The sequence below is a fragment of the Cupriavidus sp. BIS7 genome (genome assembly GCF_000292345.1).
Taxonomy (GTDB): domain Bacteria; phylum Pseudomonadota; class Gammaproteobacteria; order Burkholderiales; family Burkholderiaceae; genus Cupriavidus.
This window is the reverse complement of sequence record NZ_ALOU01000033.1, coordinates 15,487-38,641: the sequence shown is the minus strand read 5'-3', so window position 1 is coordinate 38,641 and position 23,155 is coordinate 15,487. Positions and strand designations below refer to the sequence as shown.

At 61.7% G+C, this 23,155-nt stretch carries 15 protein-coding genes and 1 pseudogene; 13 read left to right on the top strand and 3 right to left on the bottom strand.

From position 1 onward, the window contains the following. Positions 1–316 precede the first annotated feature (316 nt). From flgK to B552_RS0112280, 9 genes are all read left to right on the top strand, one after another. Positions 317–2,233, top strand: a complete 1,917-nt coding sequence (gene flgK, locus B552_RS0112335) for a flagellar hook-associated protein FlgK (protein WP_019449330.1) — start codon at positions 317–319, stop codon at positions 2,231–2,233. 58 nt (positions 2,234–2,291) lie between these two features. Further along, positions 2,292–3,530 carry a flagellar hook-associated protein FlgL gene (gene flgL / locus B552_RS0112330; protein ID WP_026035592.1) on the top strand — a complete coding sequence of 413 codons (1,239 nt, stop codon included), beginning with the start codon at positions 2,292–2,294 and terminating at the stop codon, positions 3,528–3,530. 1,508 nt (positions 3,531–5,038) lie between these two features. Further along, on the top strand, positions 5,039–7,048 hold the full coding sequence (locus B552_RS0112320; RefSeq protein WP_019449327.1) for a tyrosine-type recombinase/integrase: 2,010 nt from the start codon (positions 5,039–5,041) through the stop codon (positions 7,046–7,048). A gap of 920 nt (positions 7,049–7,968) precedes the next feature. Further along, positions 7,969–8,607, top strand: a complete 639-nt coding sequence (locus B552_RS28845) for a hypothetical protein (RefSeq protein ID WP_157160240.1) — start codon at positions 7,969–7,971, stop codon at positions 8,605–8,607. A gap of 55 nt (positions 8,608–8,662) precedes the next feature. Next, a complete protein-coding gene (locus B552_RS0112300) occupies positions 8,663–9,946 on the top strand; it encodes a hypothetical protein (RefSeq protein WP_019449324.1) in 1,284 nt (427 codons plus the stop codon). Between the two features lie 401 nt (positions 9,947–10,347). After that, positions 10,348–11,877, top strand: a complete 1,530-nt coding sequence (locus tag B552_RS0112295; RefSeq protein WP_157160239.1) for a hypothetical protein — start codon at positions 10,348–10,350, stop codon at positions 11,875–11,877. Beyond that, positions 11,874–13,376 (top strand): TnsD family Tn7-like transposition protein, encoded by a 1,503-nt coding sequence (locus tag B552_RS0112290; RefSeq protein WP_019449322.1) that lies wholly within the window; start codon positions 11,874–11,876, stop codon positions 13,374–13,376. Before B552_RS0112295 ends, B552_RS0112290 begins: the two co-directional genes overlap by 4 nt. Before the next feature lie 36 nt (positions 13,377–13,412). Continuing rightward, the gene (locus B552_RS0112285) at positions 13,413–14,186 is read left to right on the top strand and encodes a hypothetical protein (protein ID WP_019449321.1); all 774 of its coding nucleotides are present in this window, start codon (positions 13,413–13,415) and stop codon (positions 14,184–14,186) included. Beyond that, entirely contained in the window at positions 14,176–16,620 is a 2,445-nt protein-coding gene (locus B552_RS0112280; RefSeq protein WP_019449320.1) for a hypothetical protein, read from the top strand. Before B552_RS0112285 ends, B552_RS0112280 begins: the two co-directional genes overlap by 11 nt. A 99-nt stretch (positions 16,621–16,719) precedes the next feature. Here B552_RS0112280 and B552_RS27460 read toward each other — a convergent pair whose 3' ends face one another. After that, entirely contained in the window at positions 16,720–16,932 is a 213-nt protein-coding gene (locus B552_RS27460) for a helix-turn-helix transcriptional regulator (RefSeq protein WP_280949274.1), read from the bottom strand. Between the two features lie 52 nt (positions 16,933–16,984). Next, positions 16,985–17,230: a helix-turn-helix transcriptional regulator gene (locus B552_RS0112270; RefSeq protein ID WP_026035588.1), complete on the bottom strand. Its 246-nt coding sequence runs from the start codon at positions 17,228–17,230 to the stop codon at positions 16,985–16,987. Positions 17,231–17,311: 81 nt separating this feature from the next. On the opposite strand from B552_RS0112270, the gene B552_RS28420 reads away from it, so the two are divergent. From B552_RS28420 to B552_RS29180, 4 genes and pseudogenes are all read left to right on the top strand, one after another. Beyond that, on the top strand, positions 17,312–17,767 hold the full coding sequence (locus B552_RS28420) for a hypothetical protein (RefSeq protein ID WP_019449317.1): 456 nt from the start codon (positions 17,312–17,314) through the stop codon (positions 17,765–17,767). A 12-nt stretch (positions 17,768–17,779) separates the two neighbouring features. Then, complete coding sequence (locus B552_RS0112265; protein WP_019449316.1) at positions 17,780–18,298, top strand: 3'-5' exoribonuclease; 519 nt, start codon at positions 17,780–17,782, stop codon at positions 18,296–18,298. 233 nt (positions 18,299–18,531) lie between these two features. After that, positions 18,532–18,861 (top strand): hypothetical protein, encoded by a 330-nt coding sequence (locus B552_RS0112260; protein ID WP_019449315.1) that lies wholly within the window; start codon positions 18,532–18,534, stop codon positions 18,859–18,861. Positions 18,862–19,571: 710 nt separating this feature from the next. Next, positions 19,572–20,879, top strand: a pseudogene (locus B552_RS29180) (DEAD/DEAH box helicase family protein); the annotation flags it as partial. Positions 20,880–22,102: 1,223 nt separating this feature from the next. Here B552_RS29180 and B552_RS28415 read toward each other — a convergent pair. Then, positions 22,103–23,149 (bottom strand): AMP-binding protein, encoded by a 1,047-nt coding sequence (locus tag B552_RS28415; protein ID WP_237718199.1) that lies wholly within the window; start codon positions 23,147–23,149, stop codon positions 22,103–22,105. Positions 23,150–23,155: the final 6 nt, after the last annotated feature.

The following is a 23,155-nucleotide window of genomic DNA, read 5'->3' as shown; positions in this document are numbered from 1 at the left end:
AGGGGCAGGGGGAGAGGGCGGGCGCATCAAGACGCGACAGTCGCAGTTTGAACCGCCGAGCCCTCTCCCCCGACCCCTCTCCCACTTTGTGGGAGAGGGGAGAAACAATTGGTGAAGCTGCATGGCGCGACGGCCTTTCAGTCGCGCCATTGGCGTTTGCGGGAGCCGTTTCCGCGAAAGTACATGCTCACAACGCGAACGTGTATCCGTCGCTTGTCGCCCCTAAAGTCCCACCCCTTGCCTGCCGTTATTGAGCACATCCACCGCCGACGGCTGCCTGCCGCTGGCTAGCCATTCGATCCGGAGTCAGACGAGCATGTCTCTGTTTAATATTGGTCTGTCGGGCCTCAACGTGGCGCAGAACGCGCTGACGACCACTGGCCACAACTTCAGCAACGCGGCAACGCCGGGTTACACGCGCCAGAGCACGATCGTGGCGTCTGCGGGTGGCCAGTTCACGGGTTCCGGTTTCTTTGGCCAGGGTGCCAACACGGTCACGGTGCAGCGCGTCTATGACGGCTTCCTGACCGGCCAGCTGCGCACCGCCACGTCGGCCAGCAACGACCTGTCCACCTACTCGACCCAGATTTCGCAGATCGACAACCTGCTGGCTGACCAGACCGCAGGGCTGGCGCCGCTGATGCAGAAGTTCTTCGGATCCGTGCAAGCCGTTTCGGACACGCCCGGTGACTCCGCTGCACGTCAGGGCATGCTGTCTGCCGCCCAGGCACTGGCCGGCCAGATCAAGTCGTCGAGCGACTACTTCAAGCAGCTTCAGGACGGCATCAATACGCAGATCACGTCGTCGGTGACCCAGGTCAACGACTACGCGAAGCAGATCGCCAACCTGAACAAGCAGATCGCGCAGCTGACTGCCGCATCCGGCGGCCAGCCGCCCAACGACCTGCTGGACCAGCGCGACCAGGCTGTGTCCAAGCTGACCGAACTGGTGGGCGCAAAGGTGGTAGTGCAGGACGGCAACACGTACAACGTGTTCGTCGGCAATGGCCAGCCGCTGGTGATGGGCTCCGATTCGTACGACATGAAGGCGATTCCGTCGTCGTCCGACCCCAGCCGCACGACCATCGGCTATTCGCTGCCCAACGGCGGCGTTATCGAAGCCCAGGATGGATCGGTGACCGGCGGATCGATCGGCGGCCTGCTGCGCTTCCGCAGCCAGTCGCTCGACGCGGCGCAGAACGCCATCGGCCGTCTGTCGCTGGCGCTTGGCCAGACCTTCAACAACCAGCACAACCTTGGTATCGACCTGAACGGCGCCACGGGCGGCAACTTCTTCGCGCTGGGCAGCCCCACGGTCTACGCGAACTCGAACAACACGTCGGGCGCCGTTGCCACTGCCACCATTGACAACCCGGGTGCAGGCAACCTGACGACCAGCGACTACACGCTGAAGTTCGACGGCACCAACTACACGCTGACGCGCACGTCGGACAACACCGTGGTGGCCACGCAAGCTGGCGCAACGGCAACCTTCCCGCTGTCGATAGGGGCGGATGGCTTTACGGTCAGTGTGAACAAGGCCATGAACGCCAACGACCAGTTCACGATCCAGCCCACGCGCAACGCCGCCGCTGGCTTCGGCACGCTGATCACCGATCCGGCCAAGATTGCCGCCGCTTCGCCGGCCCGTGCCGACGCCAGCACGCAGAACACGGGTGCCGGTACCGCTACGCTCAGCAACGTGGCGCAAGGCTTCACGCAACTGCCCAGCACGATCACCGCCACCTACAACGGTGTGGGGTACACGTTCAAGGACGCCTCCGGCACTACGGTCAACCCGACCAGCACGGCTCCCAACGGCACCGGCACCGACTACACGTTCAACGGCCTGACCTTCACGTTCGACGGCACGCCGAAGGCCGGTGACACCTTCACGCTTTCGGCCAACTCGGGCGCCGTGTCCGACAACGGCAACGCGCTGGCGCTGGCCAAGCTGCAGACGGCCAAGACCATCAACGGCACGTCCAGCTTCAACGACGCCTACGCGTCGCTGGTCAACCAGGTGGGCAGCGACGCCAAGTCGGCCAGCATCGCGTCGGAGTCGCAGGACAGCATCACCACGCAGATCACGACCGCGCAGCAATCAGTATCGGGCGTGAACATGGATGAGGAAACGGTGAACCTGCTCAAGTTCCAGCAGCTTTACCAGGCCAACGCCAAGGTCATCCAGACCGCCAGCACGATCTTCGACACGCTGATCGGCATCAACTGACCGGGCAGGGCCCGTTACTGACTGACAGTTCAACCGGATACGAAGGAATCACGCCATGGTGCGCGTCGCTACCTCCACCCTGTACCAGCAAGGCCTGGCCTCGATGAACAACCAGCAGGCCAGCCTGCTGCACGTGCAACAGCAGCTCGGCACTGGCCGCCGCATCCTGACGCCGTCGGACGACCCCGTGGCCGCCACGCGTGCGCTGGGCGTGGCGCAGGCACAGTCCGTGAACGGCCAGTACACCACCACGCGCAAGCAGGCCAGCGCTACGCTGGGCATGGAAGAAAACACGCTGCAGTCGGTCACCACGACGATCCAGAACATCCAGTCGCTGCTGGTGAATGCCGGTAACGGCACGATGAGCGATACCGACCGCGCATCGCTGGCCACCGCGCTGCAAGGTCAGTACGACCAGCTTATGGGCATGGCCAACGCCGACGACGGCAACGGCAACTACCTGTTCGCCGGCCTGCAGTCCAGCACGGTTCCGTTCGCAAAGAACTCCGCTGGCGCAGCGGTCTATCAGGGCGACAACAGCCACCAGCTGCTGCAGGTGGACGTGGCACGCCAGATGGAGTCGGGCAACAACGGCGCCGAAGTCTTCATGAGCGTCACGAGCAACGCCGGCTACGTGCTGAAAGGCAACGCCGCGAATACGGGTACGGCCACCTATGGCCCGATCTCGGTTTCCGATCCGTCCAACCCGCTCTACGGCACGCCGCTGAAGCTGTCGTTCCAGACCAATGCGGTAACGGGCAACATGGAGTACCAGGTCTCGAACGCGACCACGGGTGCCGCAATCGGCGGCGCCGTGGCCTACAGCGATGGCACGCCCATCAGCGTGGGCGGCGTGACGTTCACCGTCAAGGGCACGCCTGCCAACGGCGATTCGTTCACGGCCGTGCCCGCGCAACAGGCCGGCGCCGACATGTTCGCCAACCTGCAGAACGTGATCAACGCGCTGAAGCAGCCGATCGACACCGGCACGAACCAGGCCGCCGCTGGCGCCAACCTGCAGAACGTGCTGGCCACCGGCATTCGCCAGTTCGGCAACTCGCTCGATAACGTGCTGACGGTCCGCTCGTCGGTAGGCTCGCGCATGCAGGAACTCGACGCGCTGGATACCATCGGCCAGAACCGCGACCTGAACAACTCGGAGACGCTGTCCAACCTGCAGGATCTGAACTACGCGTCGGCAATCACCGAGTACTCCCAGCGAAAAACCGCACTGCAGGGCGCCCAGCAATCGTTCATGCAGATACAGAACATGAACCTGTTCCAGTATTTGAGGTGATTGGCGTTTAGCCGCTTGCATCGGCTGTCACCGAACAATAAAGTCATAGAAACCGTGACAATAAAGTCCGAGAACGTCTTGCTTGGAAAGCTCGTTTTGCTTGGCCTGGCTTGGTTTCGACGGTTTTATTGTCACTACACGCATCACTTTGGCTGGCTGGTAGCTGAGACTTCGAAAGCACGGGGTACAGGTTATTTTCGGCTACAAAGACACCCCGGTGAGAGGCTAAACGCCGCAAGCGTATGCATTTGCTCACGCATCGTGCAGCGCGTGGTGCTCGCCGCCATCCCTTGGAAAGTATGCCGCGCGGCGTGCGGCGTCGAGCCGACCGCTAATGATCTCGAACGCCCGAAGCAGGGGAGCAAGGTGCTCGCGCACGCGATCGTGCTTCTAGCGATGGTGCGGCGGTAGGTAAGGGTTGCCTACTGTGCGACAGCCGTTAGGTGATGACCCCGCGCAACCACTCGTCCGCGGCCGTGAATATGGCTGAAAAGCCTCTCTATGAGCCGGGAACGGTTCCGACTATCGTGCTTCTAACGATGCCGGCTGAGGACTTGCCGTGATCGTGCTTCTAGCGATGGAAGGATCCTGCGGCCGGCCTGTCGTGTTTCTACCGATGGAACGGATCTTACAGTCGGCCTGTTCGTGCTTCAAGCGATGGAAGCGATGTCGCCGTGATCCCGTCGAACGCGACGCAGGCCGCGGAGATCCCCCGCGGCGGCCAGGGCATCGGCGAAGCGTTTTTCCAAATGCCCGAAGAACGGAGCTCCGCACTCTCTCTCGCCAAGCTCTCGAGCGGGTCAAGTTCGCAATTGCCGATGCTGAAAAAGATCCGCTGGGATGCATCGCTGCGGTAGTGAATATGGCTGAAAAGCCTCTCTATGAGCCGGGAACGGTTCCGACTATCGTGCTTCTAACGATGCCGGCTGAGGATTTGCCGTGATCGTGCTTCTAGCGATGGCAGGATCCTGCGGCCGGCCTGTCGTGTTTCTACCGGTGGAACGGGTCTTACAGTCGGCCTGTCGTGCTTCCAGCGATGGCAGCGGTGTCGCCGTGATCCCGTCGAGCGCGACGCAGGCCGTGGAGATCCCCCGCGGCGGCCAGGGCCATCGGCGAAGCGTTTTTCCAAATGCCCGAAGCACGGCGCTCCGCACGCTCTCTCGCCAACTCTCTAGCGGGTCAAGTTCGCCATTGCCGAGGTTGAGAAAGATCCGCTGGGATGCATCGCTTCGCCCGCGGGATTCGGCAATCACGCGGGCCCATCGCTAGGAACACGGCATTCACGGGCCGCAGGGATCCGTCCCGACCTGGTTCCGGAAAGGCGGGGCATCGCCTTCGCCGGCCTTCCCCGGAGAACTGCGCCGGGCCGCGACATGACGCCGGCGGGCGAAATACGGGTGTTCACTGCAGGATAATTCGTCTTATCTGCTATCGTAAATCGGCCGACACCCGCGGCCCGCCTGCTGCCTCCCGCCTCTGCCGTGCCCTCTCCGATACCTGGAGCTGCCATGGCCACGTCCTCCACCCTTTCCCCTGCAGCGCCCGTGCCCGCGCCGCCGCATGGCTCCCATAGCCCCCGCGGCCGCTACAGCGTGGTGCGCCCGCGTCTGCACCGCGGCCACTTCGCCTTCCTGCGCGCCGTGGCGCAGGGCCTGTCCCCGCGCGCCATGTGGGACCGCTACCTCACCGACGCGGGCGCCTTCGACGACGGCCTGCGGGTGCACCGCATGACCGGCTGGATCCGGGCGGAACTCGGCGCGGCCGCCGCGCGCGGCGGCGACTTCGCCCGCGCCCGGCTGCTACGGCTGGATCTCGCACCACCGGTTGCCTCGCCGCTGCCGGCCCTGGCGGATTTTGTGCGGGCCGAAGGCCTGGATGGATTCAGCGAAGTCGAGCAAATGAGCGCCTACGAATCCACCTTTGGCCCGGCGTTGACCCGTCAGCGCCACCGCACGGCGTTGCTACACCGCCAGCTCGACGCCATCCACACGCTCGAGGCGCAGGTTGCCCGGCCCGTGTCGTCGGCGGACGGTTGCGAGGCCTGGCTGGTCGACGCGGTCGCAGCGCGCCTGTGCCATGCCCATCTCAACACGCTGGGCGAACTGGTGACATTCCTGCAGAAGCAGGGGCCGGCCTGGTGGCGTCCCCTGCGCGGCATCGGGGTGCGCAAGGCGCACGCGATCGCCGCGTTCCTGCGCGCGCACGCGGACACCTTGGGCGAGGTGCCCGATGCCGATGCCGGAGCCGAGATCGACAACGCTGGGGCCGCGGCGCTGGTGCCAGCCGACGCATGCCGTCCACTCAGCGCATGCGTGCCGCTCGAGCGCTTCTCGCCGCCCCCGGCGCTCGACGGGCGCGCTGGCACCTTCCGTTGTCCGCGCGCGCAGTGCCGCCTGGCGGCGGGCAACGATCGGGACGCCATCCTGGCGTGGCTCGCCAGCAAGGGGGACGGCGTGGAGGGGGCGGAAGGGGCAGTGAACGCGACGCAGCGGGCATACCGCAAGGAGGCCGAACGCTTCCTGCTGTGGGCGGTACTCGCGCGGCGCTGCGCGCTGTCCTCCGTGACGATCGAGGACGCCGTCGCCTACCGGGACTTCCTGCTGGCGCCGCCACCAGACTGGTGCAGCGTCCACACGCAGCCGCGCTGGAGCGCGCGCTGGCGGCCGCTGGCCGGGCCACTGTCCGCGGCTTCGTGCGCCTACGCCCTCGGCGTGCTGGGTAACCTGTTTGCGTTTCTGGGCGCGCAGGGCTACCTGAGCGGCAACCCCTGGCGGGCGGTTCGGGCACCCCGCACGTTGGCTCCGGGGCTCGATCCCGGGCGTGGCTTCACCGCCGATCAGTGGATCTTCCTGGTGCGCGAGCTCGTGGCGCTGCCGCCCACCTCCGCCAACCAGCGGCTACAGTTTGCGCTGCCATTGCTGTACGACACGGGCCTGCGCCTGTCCGAACTCGTGGCCGCGACCACCGACGATCTGCGCCGGGACCGCCCGTCGGGGCAGGGGGAGACCCTCGGGCCGGACGGCTGGTGGCTGCAGGTCGTGGGCAAGGGCGGCCGCCTGCGCGACGTGCCGTTGCCGGAGGGCTTGATGCGGCAACTGGCCGACTACCTGGTCGCGCGAGGCCTGCCAGGCGATCCCCGGCAGGCCGGCGGCGCCGCGTTGCTGGGCGGGGCGACCGACCAGGCCGTACGCACGCCGTGGGCCAATCGGCTGACCGCGGATCCAGCCGCGCCGATCGCACCCAGCACCTTTCATCGCCAGATCAAGGCGTTCTTCCGGCAGTGCGCCGAGACCATCGCCGCCACCGATCCGCCGGCGGCGCGGTGCCTGCGGCGCGCCAGCACGCACTGGCTGCGGCACACCCACGCCTCGCATGCGCTGGCCGCCGGGGTGCCGGTCGAGGTCGTGCAGCAGAACCTGGGGCATCGATCGCTGGCCACCACCACGCGCTATGTGCGCACCGAAGCCGCCGCGCGCCAGGCGGCGATGGCGCAGTTCTGGGCCACACAGTCTGCCTGACGGGCGGCGCGGGTTGTGCCCGCCACGCGGAACGCACGCTGCCCATCAGCGCGCCTCCAGGCGGGCGGCGGGGACAGGTGAGGCACGGTGGCGAATTCACTTTCAATATTCTGGCTGCGGCCAAACACCCTGGTCTGAACGCCGTCCGGCAGAAAGTGGAATCCATTGGTCCGCCAAATCCCGAGCAGACACCACGAGCGCACGGTGCATTCTATTGCCCGCAAAAAAGCGCGAACTGAAACTGCGAACGCAAGGTGCAATCCATTGGTGCGCAATTTCACGGACGAGGACGAGCCGGGCGTACCCATCGAGATGGTTGCGCAGCACGTCGGGCACGTGTCGCTGGATACGACCACCCGCTGCGTCTAGACCGAACGTGGACGTAGGCGCGAAGCCGTGCAGCGTTTGCGCCAGGGGAGCGAAAGCCCGCGATCGGCATGGCCGCTCGACCGGTGCGCACACGTGGCAGCGTATGGACAGCGCAGGCGCGCTTGCCCCTGCAAGTGCGTAAGGGATTGGGACGGCCGCGTTAATTCACATTATTGTTGGCGTCGCCGTCCCCGCTCCGACGAAAGGTCATGTTTTATGGGTAAATTAATATGACCTTTGCACGTGCCTTTGGAACATTCGCCATGAAAAATCAGGGTTTTCGGGGCGCAATTTTCTTTGAACACCTTCCGCTTGCCCACTATGCTTGACTCGCTGTTTCCAGCATTGCGACTGGAAACAAAAACGCACCAACCAGCTGCAACTGGTTGATGCGGTTCAGAGTACTGCATGAGGCCGCCAAGGCCTGCGCGTGCTGCCTGCTAGTACTGGAGTCGGACAACCCCAGTATTGAACAGGGGACATGCCAGGTCAAGGGATTTGTCGTCCCTTCGGCTGTGAAGTACTGAACAATGTACTTCAGGAGAACGGGCATGCTTGTCACTTCGTTCGCGCGCCCGCGCACGGCACGCGCTGGATCGCTGGCGCTCAGCCGAGCCGCTGCTGTGCCGTCGGTGACTGCCGATGGCCGTGACCGAGCCAAGGTCGGTCAAATCGCTCATGTACCGGAGAACTGCTGCCGGCCGCCGCGTGACTGGAGGCTTGCACCACATTGCGCCGCATCCCGCAATGCCGTGTACGCCCGGGGCGGGTGCGCCTCGACGGGAAGGCAGATTCGATATCGCCCAGATTCTATGTTCTCGCGTGCGGCGCACTCGCATCTGCGACTCGCCGGTGAGCACGCCGTTGTCCAGGGGGCGGCGCTGGACTGGAAATTTCGCGCTGACGCTGAAGAGGACGTCCATCGAATTCGGGTCTGCAGAGTCAACCGCGCAGGGCTGAAGCCGCTGCCTTGGCAGCCTGGAGCGCTGCGAAAGACCGGCGAGATCAGTCAGCACATCGAAGCCCATAGCCAACCCGATGTCGCGCTGATCGACGAAGCCGCCGGGGAGATTGTGCGCAAGCGATCCCTGACCTGCATGGTGGCCGTGGCCGATCGCACGATCGCTGCCTGCGGGGGAATTGCTGGGGTCCCTCAAACGACCAAAGGGCGCGTGGACTCCTTCGACTAATGATCCGCAGGCAATATGAGTCTGCCTGGTGCGCAGTGCCTTGGAGGAGACCGACATGGGTGTGTCAGCTCAGCAGGAACGTTCCAGACGCGTTCATTTGGCGGTTCGACGCAGTTTCCTGGTGGAGGCCTTGCCGAAATCGCTAGGCAAGCAGGCCCTTTACTTAAGGCTCGCGGAGGCCGACGCGTTGGAGGATTCGCAACGCCGTGCCCAGGCACGATCGTCCCTCGCCCGCACGCGACTGGATATCGAGGGCGCTTTCCTGCCGACACTTGAGGACATCAGAATCGCGCGCCTCATCGACGAAATGGTCGAGACGCGGACGCAAGCCAAGGGAGACTCCCTGGTGCAGATCCGGCAGGACACGACGCGCGCAATCTATCACGCCCGGTTCGACATGCCGGAACTCTGTTCGCAGGATAGCGCGGAGCGAACCCGTCGCGTGTTGCTGGTGGCCGCCCCCCATTCGATGGAGGCCCACAGACTCGCGTTCGCCATGCAGTGGCACTACGGCGTCTGTCGCGAATATGACCGCGTGGATGAATTCGACGAGCGAGGCCGATCGATCACGACGACAGGGCACCTCCATCACTGGCCGTTTCTCGTCATTCGGGTAGCCGTGCGTCTGAATGAGCAGTCATTCATTCTCGCATTGCTGCGCAGTATTGACGCCTTTCTGCACAAAGGTCTCATCGACGAGTATCGACGGTCCAGTATGCCGGCCCTGGAGATTATCCTCCGCACGCTCAGTGCGCTGCACGTGGGCGCCATTGCGATCGTCGGGCTCGATTCGCGTCATGCGTCGCGGATGCAGGAACTGGCCGACTTCTATCAGACACTTGGATACATTGCCGACGTGGGAGGCATTGGCGTGGTCGCGTTCCTGGCTTCCGGCCTCCTGCACGGCAGGGCACGCAACGCGCTGGACCTGCTTTCCGTGGGAAAGGTGCAGGAGATCATTCCGCATCCACCCGGTGATGATGAGCGCATCGCGCGGTTTTTCTGGGGCAAGCTGCCGACCAGCGAGCCGATGCCTGACGACCTCCCCGGGCTGATTCGCGAGGTGCTGGGGCATCGCTTGGCCTTTCCGCTGATGTTCTGCGAGATCAGCCGGCGCTTGCATCGCCAGCGGGTCTATGACCCGCGCAGGCTGACGCAGGGTCTGATCGAGGCGTCGTGCCCAGGGCTGCTGCCGTACGTCAGGCTGTATGCGCAGGACGAAGTGGAGTACCACGAGGCCGTGCGTTATGGGGACTGGCTTTCTCCGCGGACCGGGGTCAAGGACAGGCCTCAACCTGCGCAGCGTGGCGTGCCGAAACCATCCAGCCGGGCTGCTTGACATGTACCTGTCCTCACAGGGCCGACCTGCGAACCACACTCGGTCGCCGATTGGCTGGACGCGTTGGGTTGCAGGTCGTGAGCAGGGCGACATCCATAGACAGGAGACCAGCATGTTCGAATCGATCGTTCCCCTTCTACCCCGCCACCCATTTGAGGCGGGGGGTAGCGTTGCCGACGAGCGCTTGAGTGTGCCATTCATGTCCTCAGCCGGAAAGGTGCTCAGTCCATATTCGAAAAACCTAGGCCATTTTCTCGACCATCGACTGCCAATGGTGTGTCCGATGTGCGTGCAGGAAGTGGACTACGGAACCCACGCTGTGTTGTGGCCGCATCAGGCAGCTTGGGTTGATGCTTGCCCGAGGCACGGCGTACGCCTTGTCAGAATGGATAGAGCCCACCATGTTTGAATCGATCGTTCCCCTTTTGCCCCGCCACCCATTCGAGGCGGCGAGCAGTGTTGCCAACGAGCTGTTCGGTGTCCCATCCATCTCCCCTACCGGAGAGGTGCCGAGCGCCGATCGAGCGTACGGGACCGTGTCTTGGCCATTGCGCAAGCTGGCGGCCTTGGGTGACGGATTCTATGGTGACGTAGAGCAATTGCTGAATACGCGAACGCTGTTGAACTATCGCAGGCCTGCCATGAAACGCGAGTGCTTTGAAAGCCTGAGGCGTCGCGCCATTGATGGCGTGGTCAGTCCATCTTCGGGAGACCCGGACCATTTTCGCGACCCTCGACCGCCAATGGTGTGTCCGTTGTGCGTGCAGGAAGCGCTGGCGGACTACGGAACCCTGGCTCTGTTGTGGCCGCATCAGGCGCCGTGGGTGGATGCTTGCTGGATGCACGGCGCACGCCTTGTCAGATTTCCGAGAAACCCCAGTAAGCCGGCAAGCCGTGTGGAACAGGCCCTGGCCGCACAAGTCAATTTCGCGCGAGATGTTGTCACGCTGTGCGAAATGGCTCGAGATCTCGATGGGGTGATCGCCACCGTCGCGGCGCGCATCCGCGATGCAGGCTTCCAGTACCGGCACGGCCGTTTTTGCCGGGAGAGGCTGACCAAAGGCTTTCAAGCGTATGTCCAGACCCAGGTACAGCATCCGGTGTTGCAAAAGATTGGCAGCGATGAGAATGCCACGACGCGCATCGTGAGATTTCTGACCCAAAGTTGTGGGGTCGTGCCGCCGGTCTTGCTCGTGCTCTTCCTCGGATTTCTGCGTCAAGTGGGGGTGACGGCCGTCACTCCGGCCTACGCCAGAAGCCGATCTGTCCAGTTGGGCACGTGGAGTGCCGCTGAAGAGCCGAAACTGGACCGGCCCGAGCGCCATGAGGTCCTCGCACTGCGACTGCGGGGCTACAGCGCATTGGCCGTAGCAACGATCAAGGGCCTACCGCGGCATATCGTCTTTAACAGAGTCTGGCGCAGTGGACGCAACGACGAGTCGCGACACGCCAGATTTTTGTTTCTCAAACGTACGGCAAGAGCAGCGTGGCGAGCGGCATACCGCCGGCACGGCAATGTGGGCGTGAGCGCCGTGGCGGCGACCGAACCGCGTGCGTATCGCTGGCTCCTTGTGCACGATCGGGAATGGCTGTCGTCGCACTCTTTCTATTCTCCCTACGCGCCTAACGCGCAGGGAGCCTTTCGTCTACCTGAGCAACAACACCGAGTCGTCCGCAGTTTGAAGGGTGCGGTGGCAGCGCTTGTCGAGGCGGGGCGCAGCCTGCCGCTGAACTGTCGCGAAGTGTTGAAGGAAGCAGGCATCCCTGGAGGTGCATTTCGGGCTTGGATGTGCGCCGACGAACGTTTTGCGCACGCCATGCGGCCATTGTTCCACGCGCAAGGCATCCGCGCCACGAAAGCCATACGGGAACGTCTTCTGGCCCTTGATGTCACCCACTTCGAACCCAGCGCGCAGGAGAAACGGGCATGATGCCAGGCCAAATCTGCGTCGCCTTACCGCACGACCCGTTCGAGGCCGCGTCAAGTCTTGCCACCTGCGTACTGGGAGATCCGCCGTATGCCAGGCGAGGCGGCATCGTACGGGAGCCTGACCTCGCCTATGGAACGGTCACGGTCGCGCTGGAGCATCTGGCCAACCTGGCTTCCGGATTTTTCGGAACGGCTGAGGAACTGCTCATGCAGCGCACGCTGGTCAACTATTGCGCCTTCCAGATGACGCCAGCGATGCGCGAGGCTTTTCGCGAGCGGGTGCGAACGGGTGTTGGGGCGATCCGGCCCTCGGGGCGGGCGCCCTGGATGATCGCGACCTACCCCGGCAACCTGGTCTGCCCCTTGTGCGAACTCGCGGCATGGAACGAATACGGGACACGTGCCATGCTCTGGCCGCATCGTGCACCACTCGTGCGGGCGTGCTGGCGCGATGGTGCGCAGCTCGTCCCGACGTTGCCAGGTCCGGCGCCTTGCTATCCCGCCGACCGCGTGCGTGAGGCGACTGCCGCCCAGCGGCAGTTTGCGCTGGATACGGTCATGGTGTGCCAACTGGGGGCGAACTGCGAGCAGGCTGCGCTGGAATTCGAGGCGCAGATCGCGGCGGCTGGTGTGCGGCGGTCGAGTGGTACGTATGCCACCGCGCAGTTCTCCCATAGCTTTCGGGAATTCTGCATGGCCCAGGTCGACGATCCTGCACTGCACAGGTTCTTCTGTCGGCCTCGCTTCGGTCGGGACGTCTTGCAGTGGGTTCGCTCTGCGGGAGTGGCTTTCATTCCTCCGTTCCTTCTCGTGCTCCTACTTGGTTGGTTGCGCCTCGCCGCCCGGTCGCCGGCAACTGGTTTGCTGCCGCCGCCTCAGTACCCACATTGCGGTCGAACATTGGCACGTCGGGTGACGGGATGGGCGGGGCGCTACAGCCGTGCGCGACGGCCTGCTGACGGTCGAAGACGCTATGACCAGTCTGATATCGAGCGGCTGCTGCAGGCCCACTGCACAGTTGCACAGATCGCCGTGCTTTGCCGGATAAGTGAGAGTACGGTGTCGCGTTACGTGTCTACCCATGGTCTCAAGTCACTGGCTGCAGCAGCCCGTATCGAACAGGCACGCACAGATGTGCGACGCGCTTGGACGCGTGCGTGCCATCGCTATCCCAATCGATCGCGCAACGCCATTCGCAAGCTGGAACCGCGCGCCTACCAGTGGCTCGTCACTCATGACAAGGCGTGGCTGCGTCAACAATGTCAGGCGTTCGAGCACAGAAGCGGCTGGCGGCGCGGGCTACTGCCCACGCCGGGCAGTGCCGCAACCATTGCCGCTCAGGTGCGTAGGGCGCATCGGACGATCGTGTCAGGCCATCGGAAGGCGCGGTGCACGCGTGCCGCCCTATGCCGCGCGCTCGGCGTGACGCCCTATCTCTTCGATCGCTGGCGATCGGCTTCGCCGTTGATCGCTGCGGCGATTAGGAAGGCGCTCGAATGAGCGCACGACCCTTGCCATTGGAAGGGAGGTCGAAAAATGAGCGTACGCCTTGCGCAATTCCCTGATCTCTGCGTACCGGATCCGCAGTTGACGCTATCGGAGCGCGACGCGCTGGGCAATCTCACGGGCGCCCGGTACGCGCCCGAACGGTTTGTCAGGATACGAAAGCGTCGTTACTCGACGGTCGCCATCACCAACTGTCTGAAGGGGAACCAGCATCACGTTTCCCCTGGCGCTGGCCTTGCCGCGTTGGACCTGCAGCTGAAGCTGAATCCGTATGTTTTCGAGGTGCGTGGCAACTATCCCATTGTGGACCCTTTCGCGCGCATTGGGCGGTCGCCCCCGCCACTGGTGGACTGCATGTTGACCGTCGAGCTACTCAGCCATCCCGGTCACCCCCATCTGCATGCACTGTTCGTGACCGAGAGTCGGATGACCAAGCTTGAGGCGCCGCTTGCCGCGCGAGGTGTGACGGTCGAACTGGTGGACGTCCATTCGATGTCAAAGGTGGCGTTGCACAATGCGGCGCGCTGCTATCAGACCCTGCTGGGTCTCGACATTTGCGGACTGAAGGCCGAGGCCCGGCATTTCGCCAGCGTGCTACTGGCGAACCACGAGCGCTTCCGTGCGGACGACCTGACACTCGATGACTGCATGCATGCGATGGCAGCCCGGGTCGGATGTGGATTCGAGCACGCCTTTAACTTGCTGTGTACGGCGCACGCGTACGGGTTCGTTCAGATCGATCCGACGCATCGGATGCTGCCGTATCGGCCCCTGATCCTACGGGAGGCATGCCGTGAACCTTGATCCTTGCCCCTTTGCGCCGTTCCAGAGCACTCTGCGGTGCGACCTGACCGGACGCGGCCCGCGCTGCTATCGGTTCGTCCATGATGATCCCGACAAGCAGCTCATGGTGTTCTTCGATCTGGACGACAAGAGGTTCTCTCTGGACCAACAACTGTTGGTCAAAACCTACGACGAGTTGAGGAGTCAGCCAGACGAAGCCATCGAAGCCGTGCCGGATCCCTTTCCTCCAATATCCGTTGAGTGTTCGGCGTCCGGGACGGCTCACACGCCGCGAGCGGATCGTAAAAGGAGAGTAAGCAAGAACGCAGTTGCGGAAAACTGGGCCAGTCGCTGGGACAAGGTGAAGGGCCTCGTCTCGCGAGACCATATCGAGTGGTCGCTGCTCGGTGAGCATGGTTTCGCCGATCTGTATGTCGACCCGGTCTGGCGGCACCGCTTGATTGACGACATCATTGCGGGAACGAGTACCACGCGCTATGAGATTGAGCGCGTATTGGGCATCTTTCTCCGCTACGGTGGCTATGAAGGGTTGCGGCCACGAACGCGGAACTGTGGCCGGCCAGGGTATGCGAAATGGCAACTGGAAGGGGCGCGCAAGCCAGGTCGGAGTGACGCGGCGCAGCGGCGCCATGGCCGAGCCAGGCGCCCCGGCGTCAACCGTGTCGATGCGTTCTGGATTGGTCGTTTGCGGATGGCGATCGACGGAATGCTCGAACACTATAAAGACGGCGCCGGTCGGGTGGTCCGCAATCGCAAGGTATTTCTGGAGTTCTTCTACGCAAATTGCTGTTGGCAGACGACGCTGGGTGATGAGACCCGAATTCCCATGGACGTGAGGATGATCCCTCGCCCTCGCGCGCTCGTTTATCACAGGAATGCCCTGCTGCTCGAGTATCCCGCGCTGCAGCCCATCGACAGCCAGTTGACCAATGTCAGGGGAGGGAGTGCCAAAGACCTGACCTTCGGAGCGCTGGATATCTCGGATATGGACGGCGCCGAGTTTCCGGAAGTCTGTCTGGTTGTGGCCGACGACGAGAGCAAAGAGGTATCACGCGAAAATTGTCGATATTGCGGTCTAGCCACCGTGTTGCTGGGAGTCTGCCGGAAGAGCAACGCCTACACAGGTTGGCTCGTCAGCGCAGGAGAGGAAAGCGCAGAACAGTATCGGCATTTGCTCTACAACATCCTGACGCCAAAAGACGAACGATTGCGGCAGCTCGGTCTGGATCCAGCCGATTTTCCGGGGATCGTGACCGGACAGTTTGATCAGGTCGGCCTCGATCGCGGCTCTGGGGCTGCGCACAAGATGCTCGATTGGACCGTCGACGGAATCAAGGTTGATGTGCGTCTGACAAGGGCGGCCGCACCGCAGGACAAGGGAGGCGTGGAGGGGGGGATTGGGCGGCTTAAAAGTAGGATGCGTGCCGATGGGATCTTGCGTGCCATCGGTCCCATGGGTGAACTGATGCGCGCTAGAATCTTGAGTCGGCTGCGGGCCCTGCCTGCCGGCGTGATCACGCTCAAGTCAATTCAGCAGGCACAACTTCGCAAGCGTAGCAAGCGGAAGTCGAACGAACTGCTGTTGATCACGCCGAAGGCTTTCGAGATCATCGTCATCGAAGTCATCAACAAATTGAATCTGACGCGGAGCCGAAAGCCGACCGCTCTGGACGAGAAGATGTTTCTTGCGCATGTCGAGCCGACTCCCGCCAGCATCCTGGCCGAACATCAGAAGCTGCGCAGGGGCAACGCGGCACTGACACGGCCCGCCGTCGATTTGCTTGCGTCCATTGTGGAAGCCAAGTACTGCACCGTCACCGGGGGGAGGATCAAGGTCGGGCCGTTGTTCTACGGCAGCCCGTCAAGCGTGCCGGAAGGGGATGAGGGTGCCCAAGCGTTGCTGGAATATGCTGGCAATCTTGTCGACGCGGGGATCGATCCCAAGGAAGCGAAGATCGAAGTGTTCGTAAAGCCGTACAAGAACTTCGTCTGGTGGCGGCGTGGCGAAGGGGACTGGGTGCTCCTTGCGCCGGTCGAGGAGTCGGCGGCGCACTGCAATCCCGACCGCGATCGCGTCGAACTGCTGGCGTTCGAGGACGCCTGGCATATGGATGAGGATGAAGCTCGCCTGGAGGCGGTCCGCATGACGATCGACGGTCCGAAGCGAAGGAAGCCGAGCCTGCTGCCGGCGGACGGGTTGGCGGAGCTTAGGAACATCCACGATGCGCAATCGCCGGCATGGTATGGGCCGGCGGTAACTGACAGGGAGGCGAGGAAAGACCTGCAGCGGCGCGAGAAGGAAGAGCGTAGTGATCTCGCAGCCGCCGCTGCCGGCGTGCCGGAATTTCCCGAGGTGCAGGAGCCCATCGAAAAGGATAAGCCTCGTCAGCGGGATATCCTTTCGCTGGAGGAGTATTTTGCCAATGATGACTGACATGACAAGGCAAGTTATCCAGACTCCCTGCCGGCTCTACATCCTGCGGTGTGGGAGAGAATAGACCGTACTGTTCACGTTTTTACCATTGCGAACGAACTAATCGGCAAAATAATCGTGAATCAGTAGGGAAAGCCGCACGTTCAGCGTGGCGGCGATGCGTTCCACGGTGCGCAGGTTGGGCACACCATCGCCGGGTTCGACGCGACCGAGTGCGGACGTTTGCGGGCTCGCATGACTGGCGAGATTGCTCTGATTCCATCCGGTTGTCTTGCGTCGGATTCGCACGGCCTCTCCGAATGCCTCTTCAATCTATCTGACTTGCGCCGCCAGATGTAGGCGATCCGGCTCGCAATGGCGGCGCCTACAGACCGGATGCCATGAGAAGCTTGGATGGGGCGATGTTCAGGGCGGACGCAATCTTGATGAGATTGAGTACCGAAAGATTGCGCTCGCCGCGTTCTATACGGCCCATATGGCTGCGGTCGATACCGGTTGCGTGTGCAAGAGCCTCTTGGGAGACGCCGAACTCTAACCGGCGAGCGCGAACCGTCGCACCAATCGCGGCTAGGTGTCCTGCATCGTCCTGTTTGACCGATACTCTTTGCATCCCGTGATGGTCACGGTATGATGGCTGTTTGGCCACGGCATTTACGACCCATTTCGCGAATGGTGTGGCCCTTTGGCTTTTATGGATATGTTTCTGATTCAGGACGAAAATCGTTTGCCGCTTCAGTCGGCGGTCGTCGGCGATGGTGCGGGTGTGTGGGCAGTGCTGGAGCAGTGGACGCCGGGTGATTTGCTTGTTCTTCGCGTGGCGGAGAAGCGAACTCGTGATGTACCGCGAGTCGTTTGGATGGATCTCACCTTTGGTGCGGCATCCCTTAGCCAGTTTCTCGATGGTGCGAGCGTGTTGCGCGGAGCTGCAGTGGTGAGCACCCGTGGAGTGCGTCTCGCCGAGAACTGGTACCTGGATCCTTTGAGTGAGATACGAGTCGGGGCTAGCGAATACAGCGAGAGCCACCAGGCGCTACTATCCGTAACGCAGTTCACTACATCGGCAGGCCGGAAGTTTTCAGTGCCGCATGGTGTTGCAACGGGCTATGCGCGCGGCCGGCGCGTCTGGCAGGCCCACGCAGAAAACTGATGCGCAAACGCGATGACCGATACGCGCTTTCACGACGGAATGAATTGGTCGAGGTCGCCCGAAAGCCACAATAGTTGGGGCAACCGCTACTTCATTGACACGGAATTCAGCGACTTCCATGCGCCAGAGGTACTCAGTATCGCTATCGTTGGAGAGAACGGGCTTGAGTTCTACGGTGAGCGCACGGACTATATTGAAGCGCGCTGTAGTGACTTTGTTCGAGCGGTGGTGGTGCCGCAGTTCGGCCGATTCGAAGGTAGGGCGATGATTTTGGATGACCTGAGTCAGGAGTTGCGTGAATGGGTCGCAGGCATTCCTGTCGGGTCCAAGCCCGTTCTCTGCTACGACCACGCCGTGGACGTAGACATGTTGCGATTCCTGCTTAACGGCCAGTTGCCAAACGGTTGGGCCTTCGAGAAGGTTAGTGGCCAGATCGACGCCGCACGCCGGGCAGCATATTTTCTAAGGTATGGCGGAGAGCACCACGCCCTGCACGATGCGCGCGCAAATGCATACGCTTGCGGTTTTTAGCATCGCGTATCGCTTGGTCGCCTCCAGTGCACGGCAAACGCGGGATCTGAACGGAGAACCTGCCGCTGGACCCATAATTTGTAGCTTCATGTCATTGATCTGCTGCGTGACGACGATCACCTCCGATGCGCATCAGCATCTCGTCGAAATCTCGCTCGTACATGCGGGAAGCCGCTGCAGCGCGAAATCGTTATACGCGGGTGAACTGTCTTTCACACTCATATGGAAATTTCATGCTGCGCAACCTGCCACCTAACCCAAGCGACGAGGCATTAGAAGCGGCGTACGCTGCCGGCTTGCTGCGCAAGGAAGAGTTACAACACGGTGCATATTACGGCGGCCGTTGCCGAAACGCGTCAATCGCGCGCTGGCATGCAGGCGCTCAACGGTTCGTGCACTGGCGAACGAAATTTGGAGAGCGCTATCTCGAAAAAATCCGCCATCCCGCCGACGAGCCCGAATTCGATGCGTTCCTCGTGTTGAAAGTCGTCGAAAACCCCGGGGGGGACACCATTCCGGATGATCTGTTCGAGGCGGCCGCCGTCTCAGGGCTGGGTCGCTGAAGCAAAGGGCCTCGCGGGCCAATCTGCGCAGTCGACGGTCGCAAAGGTCATGGGGCATGCGTGTAAGGTCACGTGTGAGGCATTGCGGCCGGAAATCTGGAGCCTAGTGCTAGCGCTGGCTGATGAACTGGAGCGTACGGGCTATAGGTGTCCGGATGCGATGGCCGAGTTTTTGCCGATGCAAGATTTTCACTGGCCGCCGTCTGCTGCCACCAGGTGGCGCGGTCAGCCAGCAGTAGAGCAATGAGGAGCATCGGGCGGTCGCGATGGTTCTCTTGAACAGTATTTGCCAGATCGCGCCGAACCGACTGGAGCGAAACGTTACCCCAGCCGCGGAGCAAGAAAGTTCCGTGAACATCCGAGGTTCTACTTGACGTATTGGTGGGCTCGTAATGCGTCATTCATGCCACCCAAAACGCGGTGCACCGGTATGCAAGGGCTGTCGCTTAGATATCCGTTCTCGTGCACCCCGAACGCGGTATGGAGTCCGCATTAAATCTGTGCAAAGATTCCTGCCCACCGAGGGACATCAATTCTCGACAAGCGCAACTGCTAGGCAGAATAAATGTATTGGTTTTGATGCATTAATTTGGCGGCATTCAACTTGGCCGATTCGACGAATTTTCTCTTCCTGGTTCATGGGCGGATCAGGTGCGGGCGGCACGAGGCATGCGCGATTGTCATAAGAATTCTAATAGATCGGATACCATATGAGGCTGCAGTTACCGCCAGTCATGGGCGTAGACGAAAAGTATACGAATGGCGTTATTCAGCAACTCTTATTGCCATCTCAAACTCTTGAGGCAAGCATGACACGCTTTACCATCCCATCGGCCGAGGGATGGATGTTTGAAGCCGAGAGCGGCAGGATTTTCTACGTGTTCCATCGGTCGCCGCTGCCGCAACACGTCCCGCAAGACGGAGCCTCAATAGTAGCGCGGGTCCCCTCCGGGGTCGACGAGGTGGACCTTCGCAAGGCCAAATGGTTTTCTCCACAGCCAGCGCATGAAAATCCTAGCGATTTGGCTAGGTCTAGTTGGCGTACTGCATTCAAATATGTCGGAGAGAGCGAGGCGGGTGACGGTCGAATTGGCCTTCGCAAACCGCAGATCGGAGCGCTTCACGCGATTCATGCACATTGGTCTACCAGTTCTGGCGTCGCGACGGTCGTTATGCCGACCGGAACTGGAAAGACAGAGACGATGCTAGCGACTCTGGTAACAGCGATGTGTGAGCGGTTGTTGGTCTTGGTGCCGACGGATGCACTTCGAAGCCAGATTGCAGAGAAGTTTTTCACCCTCGGGATATTGAAGCATCCAAATTGCATGGTTCTCGACGCTACGGCCACTAGGCCAGTGGTCGGGACGTTGACACGCCGGCCAACAACACCAGCGGAAGTAGATGAGTTCTTCGGTCGCTGCAATGTCATCGTTACAACAAGTGCGCTTGCCGGAGGGTGCTCTGATGAAGTGCAGAGCAAGATGGCTGAACTGTGTTCTCATCTGTTCATAGACGAAGCTCATCACGCCGAGGCGCCTACGTGGAAGCAATTCAAGTCGCATTTTAAGTTGCGGGGCCGGCCGATACTCCAGTTTACAGCTACGCCTTTCCGGGAAGACGGGGCCCCGATGGATGGGAAGATTCTGTATGTTTACCCGTTAAGGTTGGCGCAGCAGGATGGCTACTTCCGTCCTATCCAGTTCAGACCAGTCTACGCATTTAACCCAAGTCGCGCTGACCGGGACATTGCCGCCAGCGTGGTTCATGAGCTGGAAGTTGATCCAACTGGTAGACATGTTGCAATGGCGCGTGTTGCGACGAAGATTCGCGCTGCCGAAGTCCTTGAGCTCTATCGCGAAATAGGGCGATATAACCCGGTCATGCTTCACAGCTCCATGCCCGTGCGGGAACAAACAGAGACGCGGCAAATGCTGGAGAGCGGTCAAGCAAGGATCGTTGTCTGCGTTGACATGCTGGGCGAAGGCTTCGACATGCCAGAACTCAAGATTGCAGCCTTCCATGACCTTCGGAAGAGCTTGGCCGTGACGCTGCAACTTGCTGGCAGATTTACGCGAGCCAGGCCGGATCTTGGCGACCCGGTCTTTATTGCAAACACGGCTGACGTGAATCTACGCGATGAGCTGAGGGCGCTATATGCTCAGGATCCCGATTGGAACCTCTTGCTCCCTGAATTGAGCGACAGTGCTATTGGGCAAGAAGTTGACGCACAAGAGTTCTTGCACGGGTTCGTTGGAGAGCTTCCGGAGATTCCCCTTGCCGAGATTCATCCCGCTGCCAGCATGGTGGTCTATAGAACCCGCTGTGTGGACTGGGAGCCGAACAACTATCGAAGAGCATTCCGGGGAAGCTCCGAGGCCGAAAATATCTATCCGATTCTGAACAGCGAGGAACGGACCCTCATCGTCATTGCGGCGAGGCGACAGGGCGTCGCGTGGACCGATATTTCGTCCCTCGACGGCACGGTGTGGGAGCTTTGTATAGCAGTGTGGGACCAGCCTAGGGCGCTATTGTATATCCATGGCTCGACCAACAATGGCAACTACAATGAATTCGCTAGAGCGCTATGTGGCAACGACGTGTCGCTAGTCACGGCTCCTGACGTTTTTCGGGTGTTTGGCGGCATTAACCGCCTCATGCTCACAAACGTCGGGTTGGACGAACAGCTTGGGCGACAGATCCGATACACGGGTCGAATGGGGCCAGATGTTGGCGCGAGGATTTCTGAGGCGACGTTAGCTACCACAACGAAGGCTGTTCTTGCTGGCGTCGGCTTCGAGCAAGGCGAGCAAACGACCATGGGGGCTGGCAAACGAGGGCGCGTCTGGTCGAATCTGCGATTGCGAATGAACTCGTTTTCAGCTTGGTGCAAGCGAGCGGGTGAAAAGATCGCAGATGACGAAATCGATCCGGAGGAAGTCCTCCGCGGAACCCTTATTCCTCGACTGGTCGAAAACAGGCCATCATCAGTCGTTGTGGGCGTAGACTGGCCTAACGAACTGCTCGACTACGTAGAGTCGGCGACTGCGATTGCATTCAGCGTCACCCAAAGAGAACACCTCACAAACGTTGGCATCGAGGTGCTCGAGTGCTCTGCAGCCGAACCCTTGGGGATCCGTGTATTCACGGAGACGAGTGAAGTACGGATTCGATTGAACTTCGTGGGGCATGGTGCACAGGCAGACTTCGCGTTTACCTACGACGGCGTCAGCAGGGCGGAGATTCACAGGGGAAGGACCATCGACCTATGCGATTTTTTCACCGAGTTTCCGCCAACGTTCTGGTTCGCTGATGGTTCCAAACTCGAGGGGAATCTGCATACGGAACTGAGGGCGGCTGCGCCACTTTTTTCGCCAGAGCGGATGGAAGTAATCGATTGGAGTGGCATCAACATCCGCAAAGAGTCGCAGCGCGAGGAGCGCCACCAAGACTCAGTACAGTTTCGTGCCATCGAGACACTTAAAGCCGACGGCATCATCGCATCGAGCATCGTCGCGACGAAGGCTTCATTCAGATGCGAGTGCGTTGCGACTTTCGGCAGACCGGTGGTGCCCCCGGTGTGGAAGTAGGAGCAGATGTCAGTCGCGACGATGCGGCGCCGCGAAACCAGCGTGTCCGACGGCTCCTCCGCCAGCGCCTGATCGAAATGGACGATTTTCACCTCAGGGCGGCTCGGCCTTGACGCGGCGTCAAAGATTGCGTCAAGTCGCGCGCGCTCCGCAGCAGGAAGATACGGCGCGACACTGACAACGAACAGCGTTCGCACCGACGGGCAACGATCGGCCACGGCGACAGCCTTGTCCCAAAGAGCGCTGTCCGCTGCAGGGGCGCACGCGACCAGCGCTCCAGCACCGGTTTCGTCGACGATGGCAGCGATATGGTCCACCTCCAGCATCGGATTGATTGGGCTGGCGATGCCCGCCGCCTGCGCGCCGAGCAAGGCGTAATGAGTTTGCGGCAGATTGGGCAGCAGCAGTGTCACCGCCGTGCCGGCGGTGACACCGGCGCGGTGGAAGGCGTTGGCCGCCTGCGTCACGCGCGTCTTGAGGGTCGCGTAGTCAACCACGAACGCAGGCGCGTCCGCATCCCCGGTCATGATGAAGCGCAGCGCGGTCCTATCCGGGTGCCGGTCGCAGGCACGGCACAGCAATTCGTAAGTATTCTGGACGGGCAGCTTGTCCTGCCATGGCGTGCGTTCGAAGGCATCGATGTCGGCCTGGGTCTGGATGGCCCCGGAATATGTCCCGGGGCTGTAGGTCGAATCGGGCATGCTTGT

What these genes read in the sequence shown, in the direction of transcription:
- flgK (WP_019449330.1), top strand. Translation starts at nt 317, where the DNA reads ATGTCTCTGTTTAATATTGGTCTGTCGGGCCTCAACGTGGCGCAGAAC.
- B552_RS0112320 (WP_019449327.1), top strand. Translation starts at nt 5,039, where the DNA reads ATGGCCACGTCCTCCACCCTTTCCCCTGCAGCGCCCGTGCCCGCGCCG.
- B552_RS28845 (WP_157160240.1), top strand. Translation starts at nt 7,969, where the DNA reads ATGCTTGTCACTTCGTTCGCGCGCCCGCGCACGGCACGCGCTGGATCG.
- B552_RS0112300 (WP_019449324.1), top strand. Translation starts at nt 8,663, where the DNA reads ATGGGTGTGTCAGCTCAGCAGGAACGTTCCAGACGCGTTCATTTGGCG.
- B552_RS0112295 (WP_157160239.1), top strand. Translation starts at nt 10,348, where the DNA reads ATGTTTGAATCGATCGTTCCCCTTTTGCCCCGCCACCCATTCGAGGCG.
- B552_RS0112290 (WP_019449322.1), top strand. Translation starts at nt 11,874, where the DNA reads ATGATGCCAGGCCAAATCTGCGTCGCCTTACCGCACGACCCGTTCGAG.
- B552_RS0112285 (WP_019449321.1), top strand. Translation starts at nt 13,413, where the DNA reads ATGAGCGTACGCCTTGCGCAATTCCCTGATCTCTGCGTACCGGATCCG.
- B552_RS0112270 (WP_026035588.1), bottom strand. Translation starts at nt 17,230, where the DNA reads ATGCAAAGAGTATCGGTCAAACAGGACGATGCAGGACACCTAGCCGCG.
- B552_RS28420 (WP_019449317.1), top strand. Translation starts at nt 17,312, where the DNA reads ATGGATATGTTTCTGATTCAGGACGAAAATCGTTTGCCGCTTCAGTCG.
- B552_RS0112265 (WP_019449316.1), top strand. Translation starts at nt 17,780, where the DNA reads ATGACCGATACGCGCTTTCACGACGGAATGAATTGGTCGAGGTCGCCC.
- B552_RS0112260 (WP_019449315.1), top strand. Translation starts at nt 18,532, where the DNA reads ATGCTGCGCAACCTGCCACCTAACCCAAGCGACGAGGCATTAGAAGCG.
- B552_RS28415 (WP_237718199.1), bottom strand. Translation starts at nt 23,149, where the DNA reads ATGCCCGATTCGACCTACAGCCCCGGGACATATTCCGGGGCCATCCAG.